The organism is Pseudomonas sp. AN-B15, assembly GCF_019056475.1.
Taxonomy (GTDB): Bacteria; Pseudomonadota; Gammaproteobacteria; order Pseudomonadales; family Pseudomonadaceae; genus Aquipseudomonas; species Aquipseudomonas parakoreensis.
In genome coordinates this window covers 3,818,579-3,839,412 of sequence record NZ_CP049737.1, presented here as the reverse complement: position 1 = coordinate 3,839,412, position 20,834 = coordinate 3,818,579, and the positions used below count along the sequence as shown (strand labels likewise).

Below are 20,834 nucleotides of genomic sequence, written 5' to 3'. Positions count from 1 at the left end.
ATTGTTACGGAGGGCCTATGAGCCTGCACGAACTGAACACTTTCCCCGGCGTTACTGCCACGCCAGACAGCGCAACCCGCAACTTCGTCTTCAACCACACCATGCTGCGTGTCAAGGACATCACCAAGTCCCTGGACTTCTACACCCGCGTCCTGGGCTTCTCGCTGGTTGAAAAACGTGATTTCCCGGAAGCCGAGTTCAGCCTGTACTTCCTCGCGCTGGTCGACAAGGCGCAGATCCCGGCCGACCCCGCGGCCCGCACCGAGTGGATGAAGTCGATTCCCGGCATCCTCGAACTGACTCACAACCACGGCACCGAAAACGACGCCGACTTCGCCTATCACAACGGCAACACCGACCCGCGTGGCTTTGGTCATATCTGCATCTCGGTGCCGGACATCGTCGCGGCTTGCGCGCGTTTTGAAGAGCTGGGCTGTGATTTCCAGAAGCGCCTGACCGATGGCCGCATGAAAAGCCTGGCGTTCATCAAGGACCCGGATGGCTACTGGGTAGAAATCATCCAGCCTGCACCGCTGTAAACAGATCGCAGGCTTCGCCAGCTCCTACACATTCCTTGCAGGAGCTGCCGCAGGCTGCGATCTTTTGCTTCAGCCATAAAAAAAACCCATGATCGCTCATGGGTTTTTGCGTTTCAGCGACTGATGCTTATGCCGGCGCCGAAGTACGGATCAAGTGATCGAACGCGCTGAGGGAAGCCTTGGCGCCCTCGCCCACTGCAATCACGATCTGCTTGTACGGCACGGTGGTCACGTCACCCGCCGCGAAGATCCCCGGGATCGACGTCTCGCCACGGTTGTCGACGATGATCTCGCCGCGTGGCGACAGCTCGATGGTGCCTTTGAGCCAGTCAGTGTTCGGCAGCAGACCGATCTGTACGAAGATCCCTTCCAGCTCGACGTTGCGCAGTTCGTCAGACTTGCGATCCTTGTAACGCAGGCCGTTGACCTTCTCGCCATTGCCGGTGACTTCCGTGGTTTGCGCACTGGTGATCACGGTGACGTTTGGCAGACTGTGCAGTTTGCGTTGCAGCACCGCGTCGGCACGCAGTTGCACGTCGAATTCCAGCAACGTCACATGGGAAACGATACCGGCCAGGTCGATGGACGCTTCGACGCCGGAGTTACCGCCGCCGATCACCGCCACACGCTTGCCTTTGAACAGCGGGCCGTCGCAGTGCGGGCAGTACGCCACACCCTTGTTGCGGTATTCCTGTTCGCCCGGCACGTTCATTTCACGCCAGCGTGCGCCGGTCGCCAGGATCACGCTCTTGGCTTTCAAGGTCGCGCCACTGGCGAAGTGGACTTCGTGCAGCTCGCCGTTCTTGCCGGGAATCAGCTTGTCGGCGCGTTGCAGGTTCATGATGTCGACGTCGTACTGTTTGACGTGTTCTTCCAGCGCCGTGGCCAGTTTCGGGCCTTCGGTTTCCTGCACGGAGATGAAGTTCTCGATGGCCATGGTGTCCAGCACCTGACCGCCGAAACGCTCGGCCGCCACACCGGTGCGGATGCCTTTACGGGCGGCATAGATAGCAGCCGAAGCACCGGCCGGGCCACCGCCAACTACAAGCACATCAAAGGCTTGCTTGGCGCTGATCTTCTCGGCCTGACGCTCGATGGCGCCGGTGTCGAGTTTGGCGAGAATTTCTTCCAGGCCCATGCGGCCCTGACCGAAGTTTTCACCGTTGAGGTAGATGCTCGGCACAGCCATGATCTTGCGATCGTTGACTTCGTCCTGAAACAACGCGCCATCGATGGCGACGTGACGGATGTTCGGGTTCAGCACGGCCATCAGGTTCAACGCCTGGACCACGTCCGGGCAGTTCTGGCACGACAGCGAGAAGTAAGTTTCGAAGCTGAACTCGCCCTTGAGCGAGCGGATCTGTTCGATGACTTCAGCACTGGCTTTCGATGGGTGGCCGCCGACTTGCAACAGGGCCAGCACCAGCGATGTGAATTCGTGGCCCATCGGAATGCCGGCGAAACGCAGACTGATGTCGGCACCTGGGCGATTGATCGAAAACGACGGCTTGCGCGCATCGGTGCCGCTGTCGATCAGGGTAATCTGGCTCGAAAGACTGGCAACGTCTTTGAGCAGGTCAAGCATTTCCCGGGATTTCGCACCGTCGTCGAGGGAAGCAACGATCTCGATCGGCTGGGTGACCCGTTCCAGGTACGATTTCAACTGGGCTTTAAGATTGGCGTCCAACATACGGGCGATCTCCTGTGTCTTTATTCAAGGCGAAAAAAAGCCCGAGCGAATCTCGCCCGGGCTTTTTCAATGGGCGGTGCAGCTTACTGAGGTAGGTGCGGAGTACCGCCCTGTGTTGCGTGTCTCACAGACTCAGATCTTGCCGACCAGGTCCAGGGACGGAGCCAGAGTGGCCTCGCCTTCTTTCCACTTGGCTGGGCAAACTTCGCCTGGGTGAGCAGCAACGTACTGAGCAGCCTTGATCTTGCGCAGCAGCTCGGAAGCGTCACGGCCAACGCCGCCATCGTTCAGCTCAACGATTTTGATCTGGCCTTCAGGGTTGATCACGAAGGTGCCACGGTCAGCCAGACCAGCTTCTTCGATCAGCACGTCGAAGTTGCGGGAGATGACGTGGGTCGGGTCGCCGATCATGGTGTATTCGATTTTGCCGATGGCTGGCGAAGTGTTGTGCCAGGCAGCGTGGGCAAAGTGGGTGTCGGTCGAAACGCTGTAGATTTCCACGCCCAGTTTCTGGAACGCAGCGTAGTTGTCGGCCAGGTCTTCCAGCTCGGTTGGGCAAACGAAAGTGAAGTCGGCTGGGTAGAAGAACACTACGGACCATTTGCCTTTCAGGTCAGCGTCCGAGACTTGTACGAAGTCGCCGTTTTTGAACGCGGTAGCTTTGAACGGTTTTACTTGGCTGTTGATGATAGGCATTGATGACTCTCCGTCAGGGTTGTGAATTCGATGGGTGAATCCTACCCACTCACTTGACGGATGGCTCATTGGCAAACCTGATGCTGCTGATTTGTTTTCGCTATTAGCTGACTGTATTAATAGAAGAAAACCATATCTACGACGAAGCCGGCTTATCCGTAATCCGAGCCATTCCGTGAAAGGGGCTCGCTTCAACATAGCGCATGGCTGACTTCATATCCTTCCAGCCGACATAGCTCATCAAGGATTTCAAATCCCAGCCCCTTTGATGCGCCCAGGTGGCAAAGCCGCGACGCAGGGAATGGCTGGTGTAGCGCTCGGCCGGGATGCCGGCGCGTTCCAGCGCCTGACGCAGTAATGGAATGACACTGTTGGCGTGCAAGCCCTCCTCGCTCAGATGTCCCCAGCGGTCGATGCCGCGAAATACCGGACCGCGTACCAGCGCCGCCTCGGTGATCCAGTCGATATAAGCCTGCACCGGGCACAGCTTGAGCAGCGCCGGCGCCTGATACGTCTGCCCGAGGTTCTCGCGGTCGCCCTTGCTGCGCGGCAGATACAAGGTGATGCCGCTGCCGGCGTGCGCTTGCACATGCTCGATCTGCAAGCGGCACAGCTCATCACTGCGAAAGCCGCGCCAGAAACCCAGCAGGATCAGCGCCCGGTCGCGACAGGCCTTGAGCAACTGCGGGCGATCTTGCTGCTGCCGCGCACTGCGGACTTCCTGTTCAAGCCAGTCGACCACTTGCTGCAGATCGTGCAATTGCAGCGGCTCGGCCTGTTTTTCCTGCGTCGGATGCAGTGCGCGAATGCCTTTGAAGACCTTGCGCACCACTGGCGCCTTGGTTGGGTCGGCAAAACCCTGACTGTTGTGCCACTGCGCCAGCGCCGACAAACGCAGCTTCAGCGTATTGATCGACAGCACGCCGGCATGCTCGACCAGATAACGCGCAACGCTATCGGCCGTCGCCGGCAGGAATCCACCCCACTTGACTTCAAAGTGTTCAATCGCCGAACGATAGCTGCGGCGGGTGTTGTCACGAGTGGCGGCTTGCAGATAGCGATCAATCTCGCTCATGGACAGTGTTCTCGCTGGCGTACTGATTCAGGGCGCAAAAAAGCAATTTAATCACCTGACATTGGGTAATACCAGTATATCCCGTCTGTTATTAATCAAACATTTAACTTTATTTCCAGCGTGGTACACTGCGTACTTTGGTGGCATGTACCACAGTACGAAACGGTAGGAGTTCACATGGCCCGTGGCGGCGTAAATAAAGCAGTGGTTCAGATCGCGCGCACAGCGATTCTGGCCCGAGGCGAACACCCCAGCATCGATGCGGTACGCATTGAGCTGGGCAACACCGGCTCGAAAACCACGATCCATCGCTATCTGAAAGAGCTCGATGACGGCAGCCAACCGGTCGAAGCGTCCGCAGAACCGATCAACGATGAGCTGACGGCGCTGGTCTCGCGCCTCGCCCAGCGCCTGAAAGAACAAGCACAAGAGCCCATTGAACAAGCGCGCGAGCAGTTCGAAGAGCAGCGTGAAACGCTGGAAGCGGAACTCAAGCAAGTACGCCAGGCACTCGAACAACTGGAGCAACAGCACGACATCCAAGGCGCGGCGCTGGCCAAGGAATCCGAGGCGCTGAAAGAAACCCGTTCGATGCTGCAGACCGAGCAAACCCGCAACGCGGGACTCAATCAGGCGCTGGCCGATTTCGAGTTGCGCCTGCAGGACAAGGACGAGCAGATCCGCTCGCTGGAAGAAAAACATCTGCACGCCCGCGATGCGCTTGAGCATTACCGCAACGCCACCAAAGAGCAGCGCGAGCAGGAACAGGCCCGTCACGAGGGACAGCTGCAACAGTTGCAGATGGAATTGCGCCAGGCGCAACAAAGTGCACTGGTGCGTCAGGACGAGATCACTCAGTTGCATCGCGACAACGAACGTCTGCTCACGGAAAACCGTGGTACCCAGCGCGAACTGAGCCTGATGCAGGATCAGCTCAAGCACAGCAACCAGCGTCAGGATCAGTTGCTGGAGCAAGCCACTCGCGTCGACAACGAACGCACCCTCCTCCAGGAACGCCTGCGCGTGGCCCTGCTGGAGAGTCAGACGCTGAAACAGGATGCCGACGAACAGCGGCAGCTCAATCAGTCACTGGAGAAGGAATTGACCAAGACTCAAGCGAGTCTGGAAGACAGCTTGCGTCTGGCGGCTACCGTTGCAGCAGCGCCAGACACAGGCAAAGCGAAGGATGCTTAAGCGCCGACCGGCGTACGCAGGGTGACGAACTCTTCGGCGGCCGTCGGGTGTACCCCGATTGTGTCGTCGAAGTCACGCTTGGTCGCGCCAGCCTTCAGAGCAATTGCCAGACCTTGCACGATCTCACCCGCGTCCGGGCCGACCATATGGCAGCCGAGCACTTTGTCGGTCTTGCCGTCGACCACCAGTTTCATCAGGGTTTTCTCCTGACATTCGGTCAGCGTCAGCTTCATCGGGCGGAAGCGGCTCTCGAAAATCACCACTTCGTGGCCCGCTTCCCGCGCCTCTTCTTCGGTCAAACCGACAGTGCCGATGTTCGGCAGGCTGAACACCGCCGTCGGGATCATCTTGTAATCCACCGGGCGGTATTGCTCCGGCTTGAACAAGCGCCGCGCCACCGCCATGCCTTCGGCCAGTGCCACCGGCGTCAGTTGCACCCGGCCGATGACATCACCCAACGCCAGAATCGACGGTTCGCTGGTCTGGTATTGCTCGTCGACCTTGATGAAGCCCTTGTCGGTGAGCTGCACATCGGTGTTTTCCAGACCCAGATTGTCCAGCATCGGACGGCGACCCGTGGCGTAGAACACGCAGTCGGCTTCCAGTACGCGGCCATCCTTGAGGGTCGCCTTGAGGCTGCCGTCTGGCTGTTTGTCGATGCGCGCGATGTCGGCGTTGAACTGCAGATCCATACCGCGCTTGGTCAGCTCTTCCTGCAAATGCTTGCGCACCGAGCCATCGAAACCACGCAGGAACAGATCGCCGCGATACAACAGCGTGGTGTTGGCGCCCAGGCCGTGGAAAATCCCGGCGAACTCGACCGCGATGTAACCACCACCGACCACCAATACACGTTTCGGCAGTTCTTTGAGGAAGAACGCTTGATCGACCCTGTCGGTGGCGGAAAACCTGTTTCTCGACAACCTGCCGAGCAACGGCGGCTGGATCAGTCGCAAGCAATTGCGCAAGGCCGCCATCGAAGCCATGGCGCAGGTCGGCCTCGATGCGATTGATCCGGACACTCTGGTCGGCGAGTTGGGTATCGGGCATCAGCAGATGGTCGAGATCGCACGCAACCTGATCGGCGATTGTCATGTGCTGATTCTTGATGAGCCGACGGCCATGCTCACTGCCCGTGAAGTGGAAATGCTCTTTGAGCAGATCACCCGTTTACAGGCGCGTGGCGTTGCGATCATCTATATCTCCCACCGCCTGGAAGAGCTGGCCCGAGTTGCGCAACGCATTGCTGTGCTGCGTGACGGCAATCTGGTCTGCGTCGAGCCGATGGCCAACTATAACAGTGAGCAGTTGGTGACCTTGATGGTCGGCCGTGAGCTGGGCGAACACATCGACATGGGCCCGCGCAAGATTGGCGCGCCAGCCCTGACGGTCAGGGGCCTGACCCGCTCCGACAAGGTGCGCGATGTTTCCTTTGAAGTGCGTGCTGGCGAGATTTTCGGGATTTCCGGGCTTATCGGAGCCGGACGCACTGAATTGCTAAGGCTGATTTTTGGCGCCGACCTCGCCGACAGTGGCACGATCGCGCTGGGTTCGCCGGCGCAGGAGGTCAGTGTGCGTTCGCCGGTTGATGCAGTGAAACACGGCATCGCCCTGATCACCGAAGACCGCAAGGGTGAAGGCTTGCTGCTCAGCCAGTCGATCAGCGCCAATATTGCTTTGGGCAACATGCCGGAAATTTCCCGGGCCGGGGTCGTCAATAACAGCAACGAAATTTCTTTGGCGCAGCGCCAGATCAACGCCATGCGCATCCGCAGTTCGAGCCCGACCCAATTGGTTTCCGAGTTGTCTGGCGGTAATCAGCAGAAGGTCGTCATCGGTCGCTGGCTGGAGCGTGATTGCTCGGTGCTGTTGTTCGACGAGCCGACTCGCGGCATTGATGTGGGTGCCAAGTTCGATATCTATGCCTTGCTGGGCGAGTTGACACGTCAGGGCAAAGCGCTGGTGGTGGTATCCAGTGACCTGCGCGAGCTGATGCTGATCTGCGACCGGATCGGCGTTCTGTCGGCAGGGCGTTTGATCGATACCTTCGAGCGCGACAGCTGGACCCAGGATGATTTGCTTGCTGCCGCGTTCGCCGGCTACCAAAAACGTGATGCGCAGCTCAATGAAGCGGCGCCTAGGGAACTCCCATGAAAACTGCATCTTCTGCCGGCAAACGTGGTGGCAATTTCTACGGTCTTGGCACCTATCTGGGCCTGGCGGGTGCCTTGTTGGCGATGGTGGCGTTGTTCTCGGTCATGAGCAGCCACTTTCTGTCCTACGACACCTTCAGCACGCTGGCCAATCAGATCCCCGATCTGATGGTGCTGGCGGTGGGCATGACCTTCGTGCTGATCATCGGCGGCATCGACCTGTCGGTCGGTTCGGTGCTGGCACTTGCCGCCTCGACAGTCAGCGTCGCGATTCTCGGCTGGGGCTGGAGCGTGTTGCCGTCCGCTTTGCTCGGTATGGCGGTGGCTGCACTGGCGGGTACGGTGACCGGTTCGATCACTGTAGCGTGGCGTATTCCGTCGTTCATCGTTTCGCTCGGTGTGCTGGAAATGGCCCGTGGCCTGGCGTATCAGATGACCGGTTCGCGCACCGCCTACATCGGTGATTCGTTTGCCTGGCTGTCGAACCCGATCGCCTTTGGTATCTCGCCGTCGTTCATCATTGCCTTGCTTGTGATCTTCATTGCGCAAGCGGTGCTGACCCGCACCGTGTTCGGTCGCTACCTGATCGGCATCGGCACCAACGAAGAAGCGGTGCGTCTGGCCGGGATCAATCCAAAACCGTACAAGATTCTGGTGTTCAGCCTGATGGGGCTGCTCGCCGGCATCGCCGCACTGTTCCAGATTTCCCGTCTGGAAGCGGCGGATCCGAATGCCGGCTCCGGTCTCGAACTGCAAGTGATCGCTGCGGTGGTCATTGGTGGCACCAGCCTGATGGGGGGGCGTGGTTCGGTGATCAGCACCTTCTTCGGTGTGTTGATCATTTCGGTGCTGGCGGCCGGTCTGGCGCAGATCGGTGCGACCGAGCCAACCAAGCGCATTATCACCGGTGCGGTGATCGTCATTGCGGTGGTACTCGATACCTATCGCAGTCAACGCGCCAGTCGACGGGGCTAAGCCATGGCAACGATCAAGGATGTGGCGGCGCTCGCGGGGATTTCCTACACCACGGTTTCTCACGTGGTGAACAAGACGCGCCCGGTCAGCCAGGAAGTGCGGTTGAAGGTCGAGGCGGCCATCAAAAGCCTCGATTACGTGCCAAGTGCCGTGGCGCGTTCACTGAAAGCCAAGACCACTGCGACCATTGGCTTATTGGTGCCCAACAGCCTCAACCCGTATTTTGCCGAGTTGGCTCGGGGTATCGAGGATTACTGTGAGCGTAACGGCTATTGCGTGATCCTTTGCAACTCTGACGATAACCCGGAAAAACAGCGCAGCTATTTGCGCGTGCTGCTGGAGAAGCGCATTGACGGCCTGATCGTCGCCTCCGCCGGTGGCGACATCGGGCTTGCGCAAGGGCTGGCCGGGGTGAAAACGCCGATGGTCATCGTCGACCGCGGGCTGGATGGCGTGGACGCCGACCTGGTGCGCATCGACCATGAATATGGTGCCTATCTGGCGACGCGTCACCTGCTGGAGCTGGGCCATCGTGACATCGCCACCATCGGCGGTCCGTCGAGCACCAGCGTGGCGCAAATGCGTCAGGCCGGTTTTTGTCGAGCGCTGCAGGAGGCGGGCATCAAGGTGCGGGCCGAGCGCATGCTGGAAAGCGATTTCACCAGCACTGGCGGTTACAACGCGGCGGCGATCCTGCTTGAAAGCAATCCGCCGAGTGCGATCTTCGCCGGTAACGACATGATCGGGATCGGTGTGCTGCGCGCGGCGGCCGAGCGCAATGTGCGCGTACCGAGCGAGCTGTCGGTGATCGGCTTCGACGATATCCAGATGAGTCGCTACGTGTACCCGGCGCTGACCACCGTTGGCCAGTCGATCCTGCAGTTGGGCGAGATGGCTGCCGAAGTGTTGCTGCGAAGGATTGCTACCCCGAGTCTGGTCACCGATCAACGGATCGTGACCCCGAGTATTGTCTTGCGCGAATCGACTGCGCCGCTGTCCGGCGTATTCACCGAGTACCGCTGAAACCGAATTGACGAGTAGTGATGTATGCCAGCAAATGTAGTGGTAATAGGCAGCCTGAACATGGATCTGGTCACCCGGGCACCACGGCTGCCCAAGGGCGGTGAAACGCTGATCGGTCATTCCTTTACCACCGTGTCCGGCGGCAAGGGCGCCAATCAGGCAGTCGCTGCTGCGCGCCTGGGTGCGCAGGTGGCGATGGTCGGCTGTGTTGGCAACGATGACTACGGCGTGCAATTGCGCGACGCATTGCTGGCCGAGCAGATCGATTGTCAGGCGGTGAGCACGGTTGCCGACTCCAGTGGCGTGGCGCTGATTGTGGTCGATGACAACAGTCAGAACGCCATCGTGATCGTCGCTGGCGCCAACGGTGCAATGACCCCGGCGGTGATTGACCGCTTTGATGCGGTGCTGCAAGCGGCCGACGTGATTATCTGCCAGCTCGAGATTCCGGATGCAACGGTAGGGCATGCGCTCAAGCGTGCACGTGCGTTGGGCAAGACGGTGATCCTCAATCCGGCGCCGGCCAGTCGTCCGTTGCCGGCAGACTGGTTTCCCGCCATCGACTACCTGATCCCCAACGAAAGTGAAGCCGCGGCGTTGAGCGGGTTGCCGGTCGATTCGCTGCAGAGCGCAGAGGGCGCTGCCAGTCAGTTGATCGCAATGGGCGCGGGCAAGGTCATCGTTACCCTCGGTGCGCAAGGCTCGCTGTTCGCCAATGGCAAAGATTTCGAGCATTTCCCGGCGCCCAAGGTGCAGGCGGTCGATACCACCGCCGCGGGCGATACCTTTGTTGGTGGTTTTGCCGCAGCACTTGCCAGTGGCAAATCCGAGGCTGAGGCGATCCGTTACGGGCAAGTCGCTGCAGCGTTATCTGTGACCCGGGCCGGCGCACAGCCTTCCATTCCCACCATATCCGACGTACAGGCGTTCAAATCCGCATGAAAAAGACTGCTTTGCTCAACGTCGCGTTGTCGCGGCTGATCGCATCCCTGGGCCATGGTGACATGGTGGTGATCGGTGACGCCGGACTGCCGGTTCCTCCTGGTGTTGAACTGATTGATCTGGCGCTGACCCACGGCGTTCCGGATTTTGTCAGTACCCTGAAAGTCGTGCTCAGCGAGATGCAGGTGGAGAGCCATGTGCTGGCCAACGAAATCCTCGACAAGCAGCCGACCGCCCTGGTTGTGCTGGACGAGTTGCAAGAAGAGGGCGCCCTCGGTCGGCGCGATCTGCTGACTCATGAGCAATTCAAGGTCCTTAGCCGACAGGCACGGGCGATTGTTCGTACAGGCGAATGTCAGCCGTACTGCAACATCGTGCTGGTGGCCGGAGTAACGTTCTAATCGGATTTTCGACCCTTTCATTTTCATCAGCACAAGGAATGCGCCATGCACCGTTACGCTCACAAACTCCACCAATTGCTTCGGAGTCTGCTGCTTTTGTCTTTTATGACCGCCACCAGCGCTCAGGCTGCTGAAAAGATCGACCTGATCATCGACACCGATCCGGGTGCCGACGATGTGGTTGCCCTGCTGTTCGCCCTGGCTTCGCCGGATGAACTGAACATTCGCGCACTGACCACCGTGGCCGGCAACGTGCGCCTCGACAAGACTTCGCGCAACGCGCGCCTGGCTCGCGAGTGGGCAGGGCGCGAGGACGTTCCGGTTTACGCCGGCGCGCCGAAGCCGCTGATGCGGACGCCGATCTACGCCGAGAACATCCATGGCAAGGAAGGCCTGTCGGGTGTCACCGTGCATGAGCCGAAAAAAGGCCTGGCCGAAGGCAATGCGGTCAACTACCTGATCGATACCCTGAAAAAAGCCAAGCCGCACAGCATCACCATCGCCATGCTGGGTCCTCAGACCAACCTGGCGCTGGCGCTGATCCAGGAGCCGGAGATCGTTAACGGTATCAAGGAAGTGGTGATCATGGGCGGCGCGCACTTCAATGGCGGCAACATTACCCCGGTGGCCGAATTCAACTTGTTTGCCGACCCGCAAGCGGCAGAGGTGGTACTCAAGAGTGGTGTAAAACTGACCTATCTGCCGCTGGACGTGACCCACAAGATTCTCACCAGCGACGCCCGCCTGAAGCAGATTGCCGCGCTCAACAACAATGCGAGCAAGATTGTCGGCGACATCCTCAACGAGTACATCAAGGGCGACATGGAGCACTACGGCATCCCTGGCGGTCCGGTGCATGACGCTACCGTCATTGCTTACCTGCTCAAGCCGGAGCTGTTCACCGGTCGCTCGGTGAACGTGGCCATCGACAGCCGCGAGGGGATCACGTTCGGTCAGACCGTGGTCGACTGGTACGATGGTCTGAAACAGCCGAAAAACGCATTTTGGGTCGAGAATGGCGATGCCCAAGGTTTCTTCGATCTGCTGACTGAGCGTCTGAAGCGCTTGAAGTAAGGCCAGGACCCGCAGGTGCAAGTCTGCGGGTTTTTACTCCCTCTCCGTGTCCGGCGTGCTCTTGTCGTCATGCTGGTACCGTTCGAACACTTGAGCGATAAACGTTTGTGCGCCTTGTGTTCCCATCGTCTTGACCAGTAGATCGATGCTGATCAGCGCCAGCTCCTCCGAACTGCCCGGGCTATACGAACTGCGCCCCTTCGGCCAAAGAACCTTGATGTCGGCGGAGATGCTTACGGTGCTCATGAGTGCGCTCGAAAAGTCGGGAATGTCTGAGCGCGAGTTAACCACTTTGTCGGGCGTTTGGCACTGCGACTTAGGCATGGACGCGACGCTATGCGACACTTGGTCTTTTCCGGTTGAACCAAGGAATGTGCTGTGCAGATCGATTTGAATTCCCCCGACGGCCTCACACTTGACGCTGTGCGCCAGTTGCTCGCGTCGGCTAGCGATGATGTACACACGCAACTGCGCGTGACCAAGGGTGGGATTGCCTATATTTCTTCCGGTGTGACCGGCGGGCAGGATATTGACGGCCTGCTCTTTCGCCTGGAAACCTGGGCCAAGGGTTCGGGGTATGTCGGCAACGTCGCGGCCAGCGATGAAGTCTGGGTGATGCAGATTTTCAACGCACTGAAAGACAACTGGCCGAATCCGCCGCTCGATTACATCGACGTCTATTGAGCTTCGTTAATATTCGGTGACGATTGTGTGAGGATGCGCTGCACGCTCTTCAGGCAGACTCAGCGTTTTTCCGGATCGTGGGGCAGGGTGGCAGCATTGGTTGTGAAACCAAACGCCAGATTGGCGGTCGCACGATCTCAGCTTAACCATTTGAAAGAAGGAGGCTTCATGCCTTTGAAGTTCGCGTCTCTGGGTGCACTTATGGCCGTTGTCATGTTGGCCGGTTGCAGCACGACCTCCAGCGAGTCGGCAAAGGATCCTGTGGCGACCGATGCCGGTCACAGCCGCTGTGAAGCAAAGGCAGCGGAATTTGCCATCGGTAAAAAGGCTTCGCCGGAACTGCTCGATCAGGCGCGTGCCAAGGCTGGCGCGCAAAACGCCCGTTTCCTCAAGCCAACCGACATGATCACGCTGGAATACCGCTCCGATCGCTTGAATCTGAACACCGACAACAACCTGGTGGTCACCCGCGTCAACTGCGGTTGATCGCAGAGCGCTTTTGTTGCAGGCATAAAAAACCCCGTCACATGGACGGGGTTTTTTTAGCGCGCCGGGAAATTACTCTGGGCGAACTTGTGCAGCTTGCATACCCTTTTGGCCTTTCTCAGCCACGAAAGAGACGGTCTGGCCTTCTTTCAGGCTTTTGAAACCGTCGGATTCGATAGCTTTGAAGTGTACGAACAGGTCGTCACCGCCACCTTGAGGAGTGATGAAGCCGAAGCCTTTTTCATCGTTGAACCATTTAACGGTGCCGGTTTGGCGATTAGACATGGTGTATCTCCAAGAAACATATATTTTCAGTAGTACTGTGCTGCTCAGGCCAACTGGGCACACCCGGGTATCATAGTCGAAATGTTCGCTTTGGTAGCCCCCCGGACGTGCTGTTTGCTTTCATATTGCATCGATTTCAACCTCTGAAATGTCTGCAAGCCCCGGTTTCAGTGGCTTTTGGCCGAAAGAAGAGGGTGTAAAAAAAGCTATAAAACCTGCGTAAATTATCGATTTCGGGGTCTTTTTAGCGATTTTTGGTCTGCCGGACGCCCGAAAAAACATTCGTCAGCGCTTATTTCTGCACGCGGCAAACCGAGATTTCTTTCAGTGCGCGTTGACCCAGTTCACCACTGGGCGGGGTGTTCTTGTCCATCAGTTGCGCGATCTCTTGCGTGGTGAATTTCTTTTCCAGAACATCGGCACCGCAAGCGCAGTGTTTATTGGCTTCGGCTGGATTGACGCTCTTGCTGGCGGCGGCGGTGCAGTCGTTCATGTACTGGGCTTTGACACCGGCAGGCCAGGCCGCGTTGGCGCTCAGCGGCAGTAGCAGAGCCAGCGGGGCCGCGTAAGCAAAAAGTCGGGTAAGGCGCATGTCGGAAACTCCTTGGGTTGATATCGGCGACGATTCTCAGCTTATTTGAGGCAAAGCGTATATCCCAAGTTCACTTTGCGCCGCAAAAATGCATAAATCTTCAGCACTGAAAATCCTTCGACTCGATGACCGCTCATCTGTGCTAGCATGCCGGGCTCATGCGTTCTCAGGCTCCGGATGGCCTTCAGCCCCGAAGCGGTCAGCGTGCGAAACCCTGATTTGAATCCCAGTCACTCTGGTTCGGTTTTCCGGTTGGCCGCAAGGCTCCTGCCGCTGTAAGGCAGGCGTTCGTCATTGAATGGCCTGGATCGGATCTTGTACTGGCTCATCCCAACCCACGTGACCTTTGGTAGGGGTCACCACTAGGAGAGGAGGCGCCATGCCAACTATTACTCTTCCCGACGGCAGTCAACGTTCATTCGATCACCCGGTTTCCGTAGCCGAGGTCGCCGCATCCATTGGTGCCGGTCTGGCCAAGGCCACCGTGGCCGGCAAGGTCAACGGCAAGCTGGTTGACGCCTGCGACATCATCGACAGCGACGCGACGCTGCAAATCATCACGCCAAAGGATGAAGAGGGGCTGGAGATCATTCGCCACTCTTGCGCGCACCTGGTTGGCCATGCGGTCAAGCAACTGTACCCGACTGCGAAAATGGTCATCGGCCCGGTTATCGACGAAGGCTTCTATTACGACATCGCCTTCGAACGTCCTTTTACGCCGGACGACATGGCCGCCATCGAACAGCGCATGCATCAGCTGATCGACAAGGATTACGACGTCATCAAGAAAGTCACTCCGCGCGCCGAAGTGATCGAAGTGTTCAAGGCTCGCGGCGAAGATTACAAGCTGCGTCTGGTCGAGGACATGCCGAACGAGCAGGCCATGGGCCTGTATTACCACGAAGAATACGTCGACATGTGCCGCGGCCCGCACGTGCCGAACACGCGTTTCCTGAAGTCCTTCAAACTGACCAAATTGTCCGGTGCCTACTGGCGCGGTGATGCCAAGAACGAGCAACTACAGCGCGTTTACGGTACTGCCTGGGCAGACAAGAAGCAGCTGGCGGCTTACATCCAGCGCATCGAAGAAGCGGAAAAGCGCGATCACCGCAAGATCGGCAAGCGCCTGGGCCTGTTCCACACCCAGGAAGAAGCGCCGGGCATGGTGTTCTGGCACCCGAACGGCTGGACCCTGTATCAAGTGCTCGAGCAGTACATGCGCAAGGTGCAGCGTGACAATGGCTACCTCGAGATCAAGACCCCGCAAGTGGTCGATCGCAGTCTGTGGGAAAAATCCGGGCACTGGGCCAACTACGCCGACAACATGTTCACCACCGAGTCGGAAAGCCGCGACTACGCCATCAAGCCGATGAACTGCCCGTGCCACGTGCAGGTGTTCAATCAGGGTCTGAAGAGCTACCGCGAGCTGCCGATGCGTCTGGCCGAGTTTGGTGCGTGCCACCGTAACGAGCCGTCGGGAGCATTGCACGGCATCATGCGTGTGCGTGCGTTTACTCAGGACGACGCCCACATTTTCTGCACCGAAGAGCAGATGCAGGCTGAATCCGCAGCGTTCATCAAACTGACCATGGATGTTTACCGCGACTTCGGCTTCACCGACGTCGAGATGAAACTGTCCACTCGTCCGGAAAAACGCGTAGGTTCCGACGAGCTGTGGGATCGCGCCGAAGCGGCGCTGGCGGCAGCCCTCGATAGCGCGGGCCTGCCGTATGATCTGCAACCGGGCGAAGGTGCGTTCTACGGTCCGAAGATCGAGTTCTCGCTGAAAGATTGCCTCGGTCGCGTCTGGCAGTGTGGTACCTTGCAGCTCGATTTCAACCTGCCTGTCCGTCTCGGCGCCGAATACGTCTCCGAAGACAACAGCCGCAAGCATCCGGTGATGTTGCACCGCGCGATCCTCGGTTCTTTCGAGCGTTTCGTCGGGATTCTGATCGAGCACTACGAAGGTGCATTCCCTGCGTGGCTCGCGCCAACCCAGGCAGTGATCATGAATATCACTGATAAACAGGCAGATTTCGTCGCTCAGGTTGAAAAAACTCTCAACGAAAGCGGATTTCGTGCCAAGTCCGACTTGAGAAATGAAAAGATCGGCTTTAAAATCCGCGAGCATACTTTGCTCAAGGTTCCCTATCTTTTGGTTATCGGAGATAAGGAAGTCGAGATGCAGACTGTCGCTGTGCGTACTCGTGAAGGTGCTGACCTGGGCTCGATGCCCGTCGCCCAGTTCGCTGAGTTTCTCGCGCAAGCGGTTTCCCGGCGTGGTCGCCCAGATTCGGAGTAATTATTATTAAGCGTGAAATGAGACAAGATAAACGAGCTGCACCGAAAGCCCCGATCAACGAGAATATCTCGGCACGCGAGGTTCGGTTAATTGGCGCTGATGGCGAGCAGATTGGCATCGTCTCGATTGATGAAGCGCTTCGTATTGCTGAAGAAGCAAAGCTTGATCTGGTAGAAATCTCTGCTGACGCAGTCCCACCGGTTTGCCGGGTGATGGACTACGGCAAATCGATCTTCGAAAAGAAGAAGCAGATTGCAGCAGCGAAGAAAAACCAGAAGCAGATTCAGGTAAAAGAAATCAAGTTTCGTCCAGGGACGGAGGAAGGGGATTACCAGGTAAAACTGCGCAACCTGGTACGTTTCCTGAGTGACGGGGACAGGGCCAAGGTATCCTTGCGATTCCGCGGCCGTGAGATGGCCCACCAGGAGCTGGGGATGGAACTCCTCAAGCGGGTTGAAGCTGACCTGCTCGAGTACGGTTCGGTCGAACAGCATCCTAAGATGGAAGGACGCCAGCTGATCATGGTCATCGCCCCGAAAAAGAAGAAGTAATCAACAGGGCACGGCAGGCCTTCTGATTATGTTTATCAACTGAATGCGGAGTATCCGAACATGCCAAAAATGAAAACCAAAAGTGGTGCTGCTAAGCGGTTTCTGAAAACTGCTAACGGTATCAAGCACAAGCACGCTTTCAAGAGCCACATCCTGACCAAAATGTCGACCAAGCGTAAGCGTCAACTGCGCGGTAGCAGCTTGCTGCATCCGTCTGACGTGGCAAAAGTCGAGCGCATGCTGCGCCTTCGTTAATTTTAGTCAAGAATAGAGGAAGTAACTCATGGCTCGTGTAAAGCGTGGCGTCATTGCCCGTAAGCGTCACAAAAAAATTCTGAAACTTGCTAAAGGCTACTACGGCGCACGCTCCCGCGTATTCCGTGTTGCCAAGCAAGCGGTAATCAAGGCAGGCCAATACGCCTACCGTGACCGTCGTCAGAAAAAACGTCAGTTCCGCGCTCTGTGGATCGCTCGTATCAACGCTGGTGCTCGTGTTAACGGTCTGTCCTACAGCCGTTTCATTGCTGGCCTGAAAAAAGCGTCCATCGAGATCGACCGTAAGGTTCTGGCTGATCTGGCAGTGAACGAAAAAGCGGCGTTTGCTGCGATTGTCGAGAAAGCTAAAGCCACCTTGGCTTAAGTACCCCCGACAGTCACCCGGCCTCACCTCTGTGGGGTCAGGTGTTAAACGTCATAAATAGGGGAAGAGCCTTCAAGCTCTTCCCCTATTTTGTATCTGGAGTCTGTACATGGAAAACCTGGATGCGCTGGTCTCTCAAGCACTAGAGGCTGTGCAAAGCGCTGAAGATATCAATGCCCTGGAGCAAATCCGGGTTCAATACCTTGGCAAAAAGGGTGAATTGACTCAGGTGATGAAGACCCTGGGGAATTTGCCGGCAGAAGAGCGTCCGCAAGTCGGCGCCCTGATCAACGTTGCCAAGGAGCGTGTTACAGGCGTTCTCAATGCGCGCATGGCCCTGTTTGAAGAAGCTGAACTGGCTGCCAAACTGTCTGCCGAATCCATTGACGTGACGTTGCCGGGCCGTGGCCAGACCTCCGGCGGTCTGCATCCGGTGACCCGGACTCTGGAACGAGTCGAGCAGTTCTTCACCCGCATCGGCTACGGCATCGCCGAAGGCCCTGAGGTCGAAGACGACTATCACAACTTCGAAGCGCTCAACATCCCAGGCCACCACCCGGCCCGGTCGATGCATGACACTTTCTATTTCAATGCGAACATGTTGCTGCGCACTCATACCTCGCCGGTACAGGTCCGCACCATGGAGTCCAAGCAGCCGCCGATCCGCATCGTCTGCCCAGGTCGTGTGTATCGCAGCGACTCCGATATCACCCACTCGCCGATGTTCCACCAGGTCGAAGGCCTGCTGGTCGATCGCGATATCAATTTCGCCGATCTCAAAGGCACCATCGAAGAATTCCTGCGGGTGTTCTTCGAGAAAGAGCTGGCCGTACGTTTCCGTCCTTCGTACTTCCCGTTCACCGAACCATCCGCTGAAGTCGACATGGAATGCGTGATGTGCAGCGGTAAAGGCTGCCGCGTCTGCAAGCAGACCGGCTGGCTGGAAGTCATGGGCTGCGGCATGGTCCACCCGAACGTGCTGCGCATGTCTGGCATCGATCCGGAAGAGTTCTCCGGTTTTGCATTCGGTATGGGCGTTGAGCGTCTGGCCATGCTCCGTTACGGCGTGAACGACTTGCGTCTGTTCTTCGACAACGACTTGCGGTTCCTCGCGCAATTTCGCTAGTCGTAACGAATTCTTAGGAGAGCAGGATGAAATTCAGTGAACAATGGCTGCGTGGCTGGGTTAGCCCGCAGGTAAGTCGCGACGAGCTGGTTGCTCGTCTGTCGATGGCGGGTCTGGAGGTCGATAGCGTGACCCCGGCCGCCGGTGTATTCAGCGGCGTGGTCGTGGGCGAGGTGCTGAGCACCGAGCAACACCCTGACGCCGACAAGCTGCGTGTGTGCCAGGTCAGCAATGGCGCGGAGACCTTCCAGGTCGTGTGCGGTGCGCCAAACGTGCGTCCGGGCCTGAAGATTCCGTTCGCCATGATCGGCGCCGAACTGCCGGGCGACTTCAAGATCAAGAAGGCCAAGCTGCGCGGCGTCGAGTCCAACGGCATGTTGTGCTCGCAAGCCGAGCTGCAGATTGGTGAAGGCAACGACGGTCTGATGGAATTGCCGGCCGATGCGCCGGTGGGCGAAGATTTCCGTGTGTATCTGGATCTGGAAGACGCCAGCATCGAGGTCGACCTGACCCCGAACCGTGGCGACTGCCTGTCGCTGGCCGGTCTGGCCCGTGAAGTGGGTGCGCTGTACGCCGCTCCGGTTACCCGTCCGGCGGTCATGGCGATTCCGGCAGTGCACGACGAAGTGCGTCCGGTAGACGTGCTGGCGCCTGCCGCTTGCCCGCGTTACCTGGGGCGTGTCATCCGTAACGTTGACCTGTCCAGGCCGACCCCGCTGTGGATGGTTGAACGACTGCGCCGCGCCGAAGTGCGCAGTATCGACGCTGCCGTCGACATCACCAACTACGTGATGCTCGAGCTGGGTCAGCCGCTGCACGCGTTCGATCTCGCCGAAATCAATGGCGGCATCCGCGTGCGTATGGCGGAAGAGGGCGAGAAGCTGGTACTGCTCGACGGTCAGGAAGTCAGCCTGCGCAGCGATACGCTGGTGATCGCCGACCATACTCGTGCTCTGGCGATTGCCGGCGTAATGGGTGGTGAGCACAGCGGTGTGTCCGCGACCACGCGCGACGTGTTCCTGGAAAGTGCGTTCTTTGACCAGATCGCTGTGGCGGGCAAGGCCCGTTCCTACGGCCTGCACACCGATGCTTCGCACCGATACGAGCGTGGCGTGGACTGGCAACTGGCCCGTGAAGCCATGGAGCGCGCCACTGGCCTGCTGCTGGAAATCACCGGTGGTGAAGCCGGCCCGATCATCGAGACCGTCAGCGAGCAACACCTGCCGTCGATCGCCCCGATCACCCTGCGTGCACAGCGCATCACCCAGATGCTGGGGATGGAAATGGATTCGGCGCAGGTCGAGCGTCTGCTCAGCGCTTTGGGCCTGAAGATTTCCGCTGATGGAGCAGGGCAGTGGTGCGTGGAAGTGCCAAGCCATCGCTTCGACATCAGCCTGGAAGTCGATCTGATCGAAGAGCTGGCGCGTCTTTACGGCTACAACCGTCTGCCGGTTCGTTACCCGCAAGCGCGTCTGGCGCCACAAGCCAAAGCTGAAGCACGCAGCGAGCTGCCTGAGTTGCGTCGTCTGCTGGTTGCCCGTGGTTATCAGGAAGCGATCACTTACAGCTTCATCGATCCCAAGCAGTTCGAACTGTTCAACCCGGGCGTCGAGCCGCTATTGCTGGCCAACCCGATTTCCAATGACATGGCTGCCATGCGTTCTTCGCTGTGGCCGGGCCTGGTCAAGGCGTTGCAACACAACCTGAACCGTCAGCAGGATCGCGTGCGTCTGTTCGAAAGCGGTCTGCGCTTCGTCGGTCAGCTGGAAGGTCTGAAGCAAGAGCCGATGCTCTCGGGTGTTGTTTGCGGCAGCCGTCTGCCGGAAGGCTGGGCGCAAGGTCGCGACAGCATTGATTTCTTCGATGTGAAAGCTGACGTTGAAGCGGTTCTGGGTTACGCCGGTGCGTTGGATGCCTTCACTTTCACTCCGGGCAAACATCCGGCGCTGCACCCGGGTCAAACCGCGCGCATTGAACGTGATGGGCGTGAAGTCGGCTTCATCGGTGCGATTCACCCTGAACTGTCCAAAGCCCTGAGTCTGGATCGTCCGGTATTCGTCTTCGAGCTGGTTTTGGCTGAAGTCGCTTCCGGAAAAATGCCGCAATTCCACGAGTTGTCGCGTTTTCCTGAAGTGCGTCGTGACCTTGCACTGATCGCGCACAAAGACGTCGCGGCCTCGGCTGTACTCGACGTAATCCGTGAAAATGCAGGCGAATGGCTCACGGATCTCAGGCTGTTTGACGTGTATCAGGGTAAAGGCATTGATCCTGATAGAAAAAGCCTTGCAGTTGGCTTGACCTGGCAGCATCCATCGCGCACTCTTAATGACGATGAGGTGAATTCGACGACGCAAAATATCCTCACCTCGCTCGAACAAAGGTTGAACGCCACGTTAAGGAAGTGAC

21 protein-coding genes and 2 pseudogenes are annotated in these 20,834 nt (G+C 58.2%); 16 read left to right on the top strand and 7 right to left on the bottom strand.

Annotated features, from left to right (window positions below):
• The first annotated feature begins 17 nt into the window (after window positions 1-17).
• Window positions 18-539, top strand: coding sequence for a lactoylglutathione lyase (gloA, locus tag GTQ41_RS17230; protein WP_047294255.1), 522 nt, complete (start codon window positions 18-20; stop codon window positions 537-539).
• Between the two features lie 127 nt (window positions 540-666).
• Here the strand turns inward: gloA and ahpF are convergent, their stop codons facing one another.
• From ahpF to GTQ41_RS17215, 3 genes are all read right to left on the bottom strand, one after another.
• Window positions 667-2,229, bottom strand: coding sequence for an alkyl hydroperoxide reductase subunit F (gene ahpF, locus GTQ41_RS17225; protein ID WP_217325332.1), 1,563 nt, complete (start codon window positions 2,227-2,229; stop codon window positions 667-669).
• A gap of 132 nt (window positions 2,230-2,361) precedes the next feature.
• On the bottom strand, window positions 2,362-2,925 hold the full coding sequence (ahpC, locus tag GTQ41_RS17220; RefSeq protein ID WP_003224621.1) for an alkyl hydroperoxide reductase subunit C: 564 nt from the start codon (window positions 2,923-2,925) through the stop codon (window positions 2,362-2,364).
• A gap of 136 nt (window positions 2,926-3,061) precedes the next feature.
• On the bottom strand, window positions 3,062-4,000 hold the full coding sequence (locus GTQ41_RS17215; RefSeq protein WP_047294250.1) for a site-specific integrase: 939 nt from the start codon (window positions 3,998-4,000) through the stop codon (window positions 3,062-3,064).
• A gap of 177 nt (window positions 4,001-4,177) precedes the next feature.
• Between GTQ41_RS17215 and GTQ41_RS17210 the strand changes: the two genes are divergently transcribed.
• The gene (locus GTQ41_RS17210) at window positions 4,178-5,194 is read left to right on the top strand and encodes a DNA-binding protein (RefSeq protein WP_047294247.1); all 1,017 of its coding nucleotides are present in this window, start codon (window positions 4,178-4,180) and stop codon (window positions 5,192-5,194) included.
• On the opposite strand, the pseudogene GTQ41_RS17205 reads toward GTQ41_RS17210, so the two are convergent.
• A pseudogene (locus GTQ41_RS17205) lies at window positions 5,191-6,081 on the bottom strand (FAD-dependent oxidoreductase); the annotation flags it as partial. The gene GTQ41_RS17210 and the pseudogene GTQ41_RS17205 overlap by 4 nt on opposite strands.
• Window position 6,082: 1 nt before the next feature.
• Here GTQ41_RS17205 and GTQ41_RS17200 point away from each other — a divergent pair.
• The 6 genes and pseudogenes from GTQ41_RS17200 to GTQ41_RS17175 all read left to right on the top strand — a co-directional run.
• Window positions 6,083-7,348: pseudogene (locus tag GTQ41_RS17200) on the top strand (sugar ABC transporter ATP-binding protein); the annotation flags it as partial.
• Window positions 7,345-8,322, top strand: a complete 978-nt coding sequence (locus tag GTQ41_RS17195; RefSeq protein WP_041066117.1) for an ABC transporter permease — start codon at window positions 7,345-7,347, stop codon at window positions 8,320-8,322. The pseudogene GTQ41_RS17200 and the gene GTQ41_RS17195, both read left to right, overlap by 4 nt.
• 3 nt (window positions 8,323-8,325) lie before the next feature.
• Entirely contained in the window at window positions 8,326-9,345 is a 1,020-nt protein-coding gene (locus GTQ41_RS17190; RefSeq protein WP_027611551.1) for a LacI family DNA-binding transcriptional regulator, read from the top strand.
• Window positions 9,346-9,369: 24 nt separating this feature from the next.
• Window positions 9,370-10,287 carry a ribokinase gene (gene rbsK, locus GTQ41_RS17185; RefSeq protein ID WP_047293281.1) on the top strand — a complete coding sequence of 306 codons (918 nt, stop codon included), beginning with the start codon at window positions 9,370-9,372 and terminating at the stop codon, window positions 10,285-10,287.
• On the top strand, window positions 10,284-10,688 hold the full coding sequence (rbsD, locus tag GTQ41_RS17180; RefSeq protein WP_047293284.1) for a D-ribose pyranase: 405 nt from the start codon (window positions 10,284-10,286) through the stop codon (window positions 10,686-10,688). Before rbsK ends, rbsD begins: the two co-directional genes overlap by 4 nt.
• Before the next feature lie 45 nt (window positions 10,689-10,733).
• Window positions 10,734-11,762 carry a nucleoside hydrolase gene (locus tag GTQ41_RS17175; protein WP_047293285.1) on the top strand — a complete coding sequence of 343 codons (1,029 nt, stop codon included), beginning with the start codon at window positions 10,734-10,736 and terminating at the stop codon, window positions 11,760-11,762.
• A 33-nt stretch (window positions 11,763-11,795) separates the two neighbouring features.
• Here the strand turns inward: GTQ41_RS17175 and GTQ41_RS17170 are convergent, their stop codons facing one another.
• The gene (locus GTQ41_RS17170; protein ID WP_047293303.1) at window positions 11,796-12,008 is read right to left on the bottom strand and encodes a hypothetical protein; all 213 of its coding nucleotides are present in this window, start codon (window positions 12,006-12,008) and stop codon (window positions 11,796-11,798) included.
• 132 nt (window positions 12,009-12,140) lie between these two features.
• Between GTQ41_RS17170 and GTQ41_RS17165 the strand changes: the two genes are divergently transcribed.
• On the top strand, window positions 12,141-12,446 hold the full coding sequence (locus GTQ41_RS17165; RefSeq protein WP_041066130.1) for a hypothetical protein: 306 nt from the start codon (window positions 12,141-12,143) through the stop codon (window positions 12,444-12,446).
• A 168-nt stretch (window positions 12,447-12,614) separates the two neighbouring features.
• Window positions 12,615-12,932 carry an I78 family peptidase inhibitor gene (locus tag GTQ41_RS17160; protein ID WP_047293287.1) on the top strand — a complete coding sequence of 106 codons (318 nt, stop codon included), beginning with the start codon at window positions 12,615-12,617 and terminating at the stop codon, window positions 12,930-12,932.
• Between the two features lie 72 nt (window positions 12,933-13,004).
• On the opposite strand, the gene GTQ41_RS17155 is transcribed toward GTQ41_RS17160, so the two are convergent.
• Both GTQ41_RS17155 and GTQ41_RS17150 read right to left on the bottom strand, forming a co-directional pair.
• Window positions 13,005-13,217, bottom strand: a complete 213-nt coding sequence (locus tag GTQ41_RS17155; RefSeq protein ID WP_003179963.1) for a cold-shock protein — start codon at window positions 13,215-13,217, stop codon at window positions 13,005-13,007.
• A gap of 292 nt (window positions 13,218-13,509) precedes the next feature.
• Window positions 13,510-13,809 (bottom strand): hypothetical protein, encoded by a 300-nt coding sequence (locus GTQ41_RS17150; protein WP_047293289.1) that lies wholly within the window; start codon window positions 13,807-13,809, stop codon window positions 13,510-13,512.
• Window positions 13,810-14,188: 379 nt separating this feature from the next.
• Between GTQ41_RS17150 and thrS the strand changes: the two genes are divergently transcribed.
• From thrS to pheT, 6 genes are all read left to right on the top strand, one after another.
• A complete protein-coding gene (gene thrS / locus GTQ41_RS17145; RefSeq protein ID WP_007961251.1) occupies window positions 14,189-16,111 on the top strand; it encodes a threonine--tRNA ligase in 1,923 nt (640 codons plus the stop codon).
• Window positions 16,111-16,662 carry a translation initiation factor IF-3 gene (gene infC / locus GTQ41_RS17140; protein WP_170929410.1) on the top strand — a complete coding sequence of 184 codons (552 nt, stop codon included), beginning with the start codon at window positions 16,111-16,113 and terminating at the stop codon, window positions 16,660-16,662. The genes thrS and infC overlap by 1 nt, the downstream gene beginning before the upstream one ends.
• A 60-nt stretch (window positions 16,663-16,722) precedes the next feature.
• Entirely contained in the window at window positions 16,723-16,917 is a 195-nt protein-coding gene (gene rpmI, locus GTQ41_RS17135; protein ID WP_002553160.1) for a 50S ribosomal protein L35, read from the top strand.
• 28 nt (window positions 16,918-16,945) lie between these two features.
• Window positions 16,946-17,302: a 50S ribosomal protein L20 gene (gene rplT, locus GTQ41_RS17130; RefSeq protein ID WP_002553161.1), complete on the top strand. Its 357-nt coding sequence runs from the start codon at window positions 16,946-16,948 to the stop codon at window positions 17,300-17,302.
• 109 nt (window positions 17,303-17,411) lie between these two features.
• Window positions 17,412-18,428, top strand: a complete 1,017-nt coding sequence (pheS, locus tag GTQ41_RS17125; protein WP_003226365.1) for a phenylalanine--tRNA ligase subunit alpha — start codon at window positions 17,412-17,414, stop codon at window positions 18,426-18,428.
• 26 nt (window positions 18,429-18,454) lie between these two features.
• Complete coding sequence (gene pheT / locus GTQ41_RS17120) at window positions 18,455-20,833, top strand: phenylalanine--tRNA ligase subunit beta (RefSeq protein WP_047293291.1); 2,379 nt, start codon at window positions 18,455-18,457, stop codon at window positions 20,831-20,833.
• The last annotated feature ends 1 nt before the right edge of the window (window position 20,834 follow it).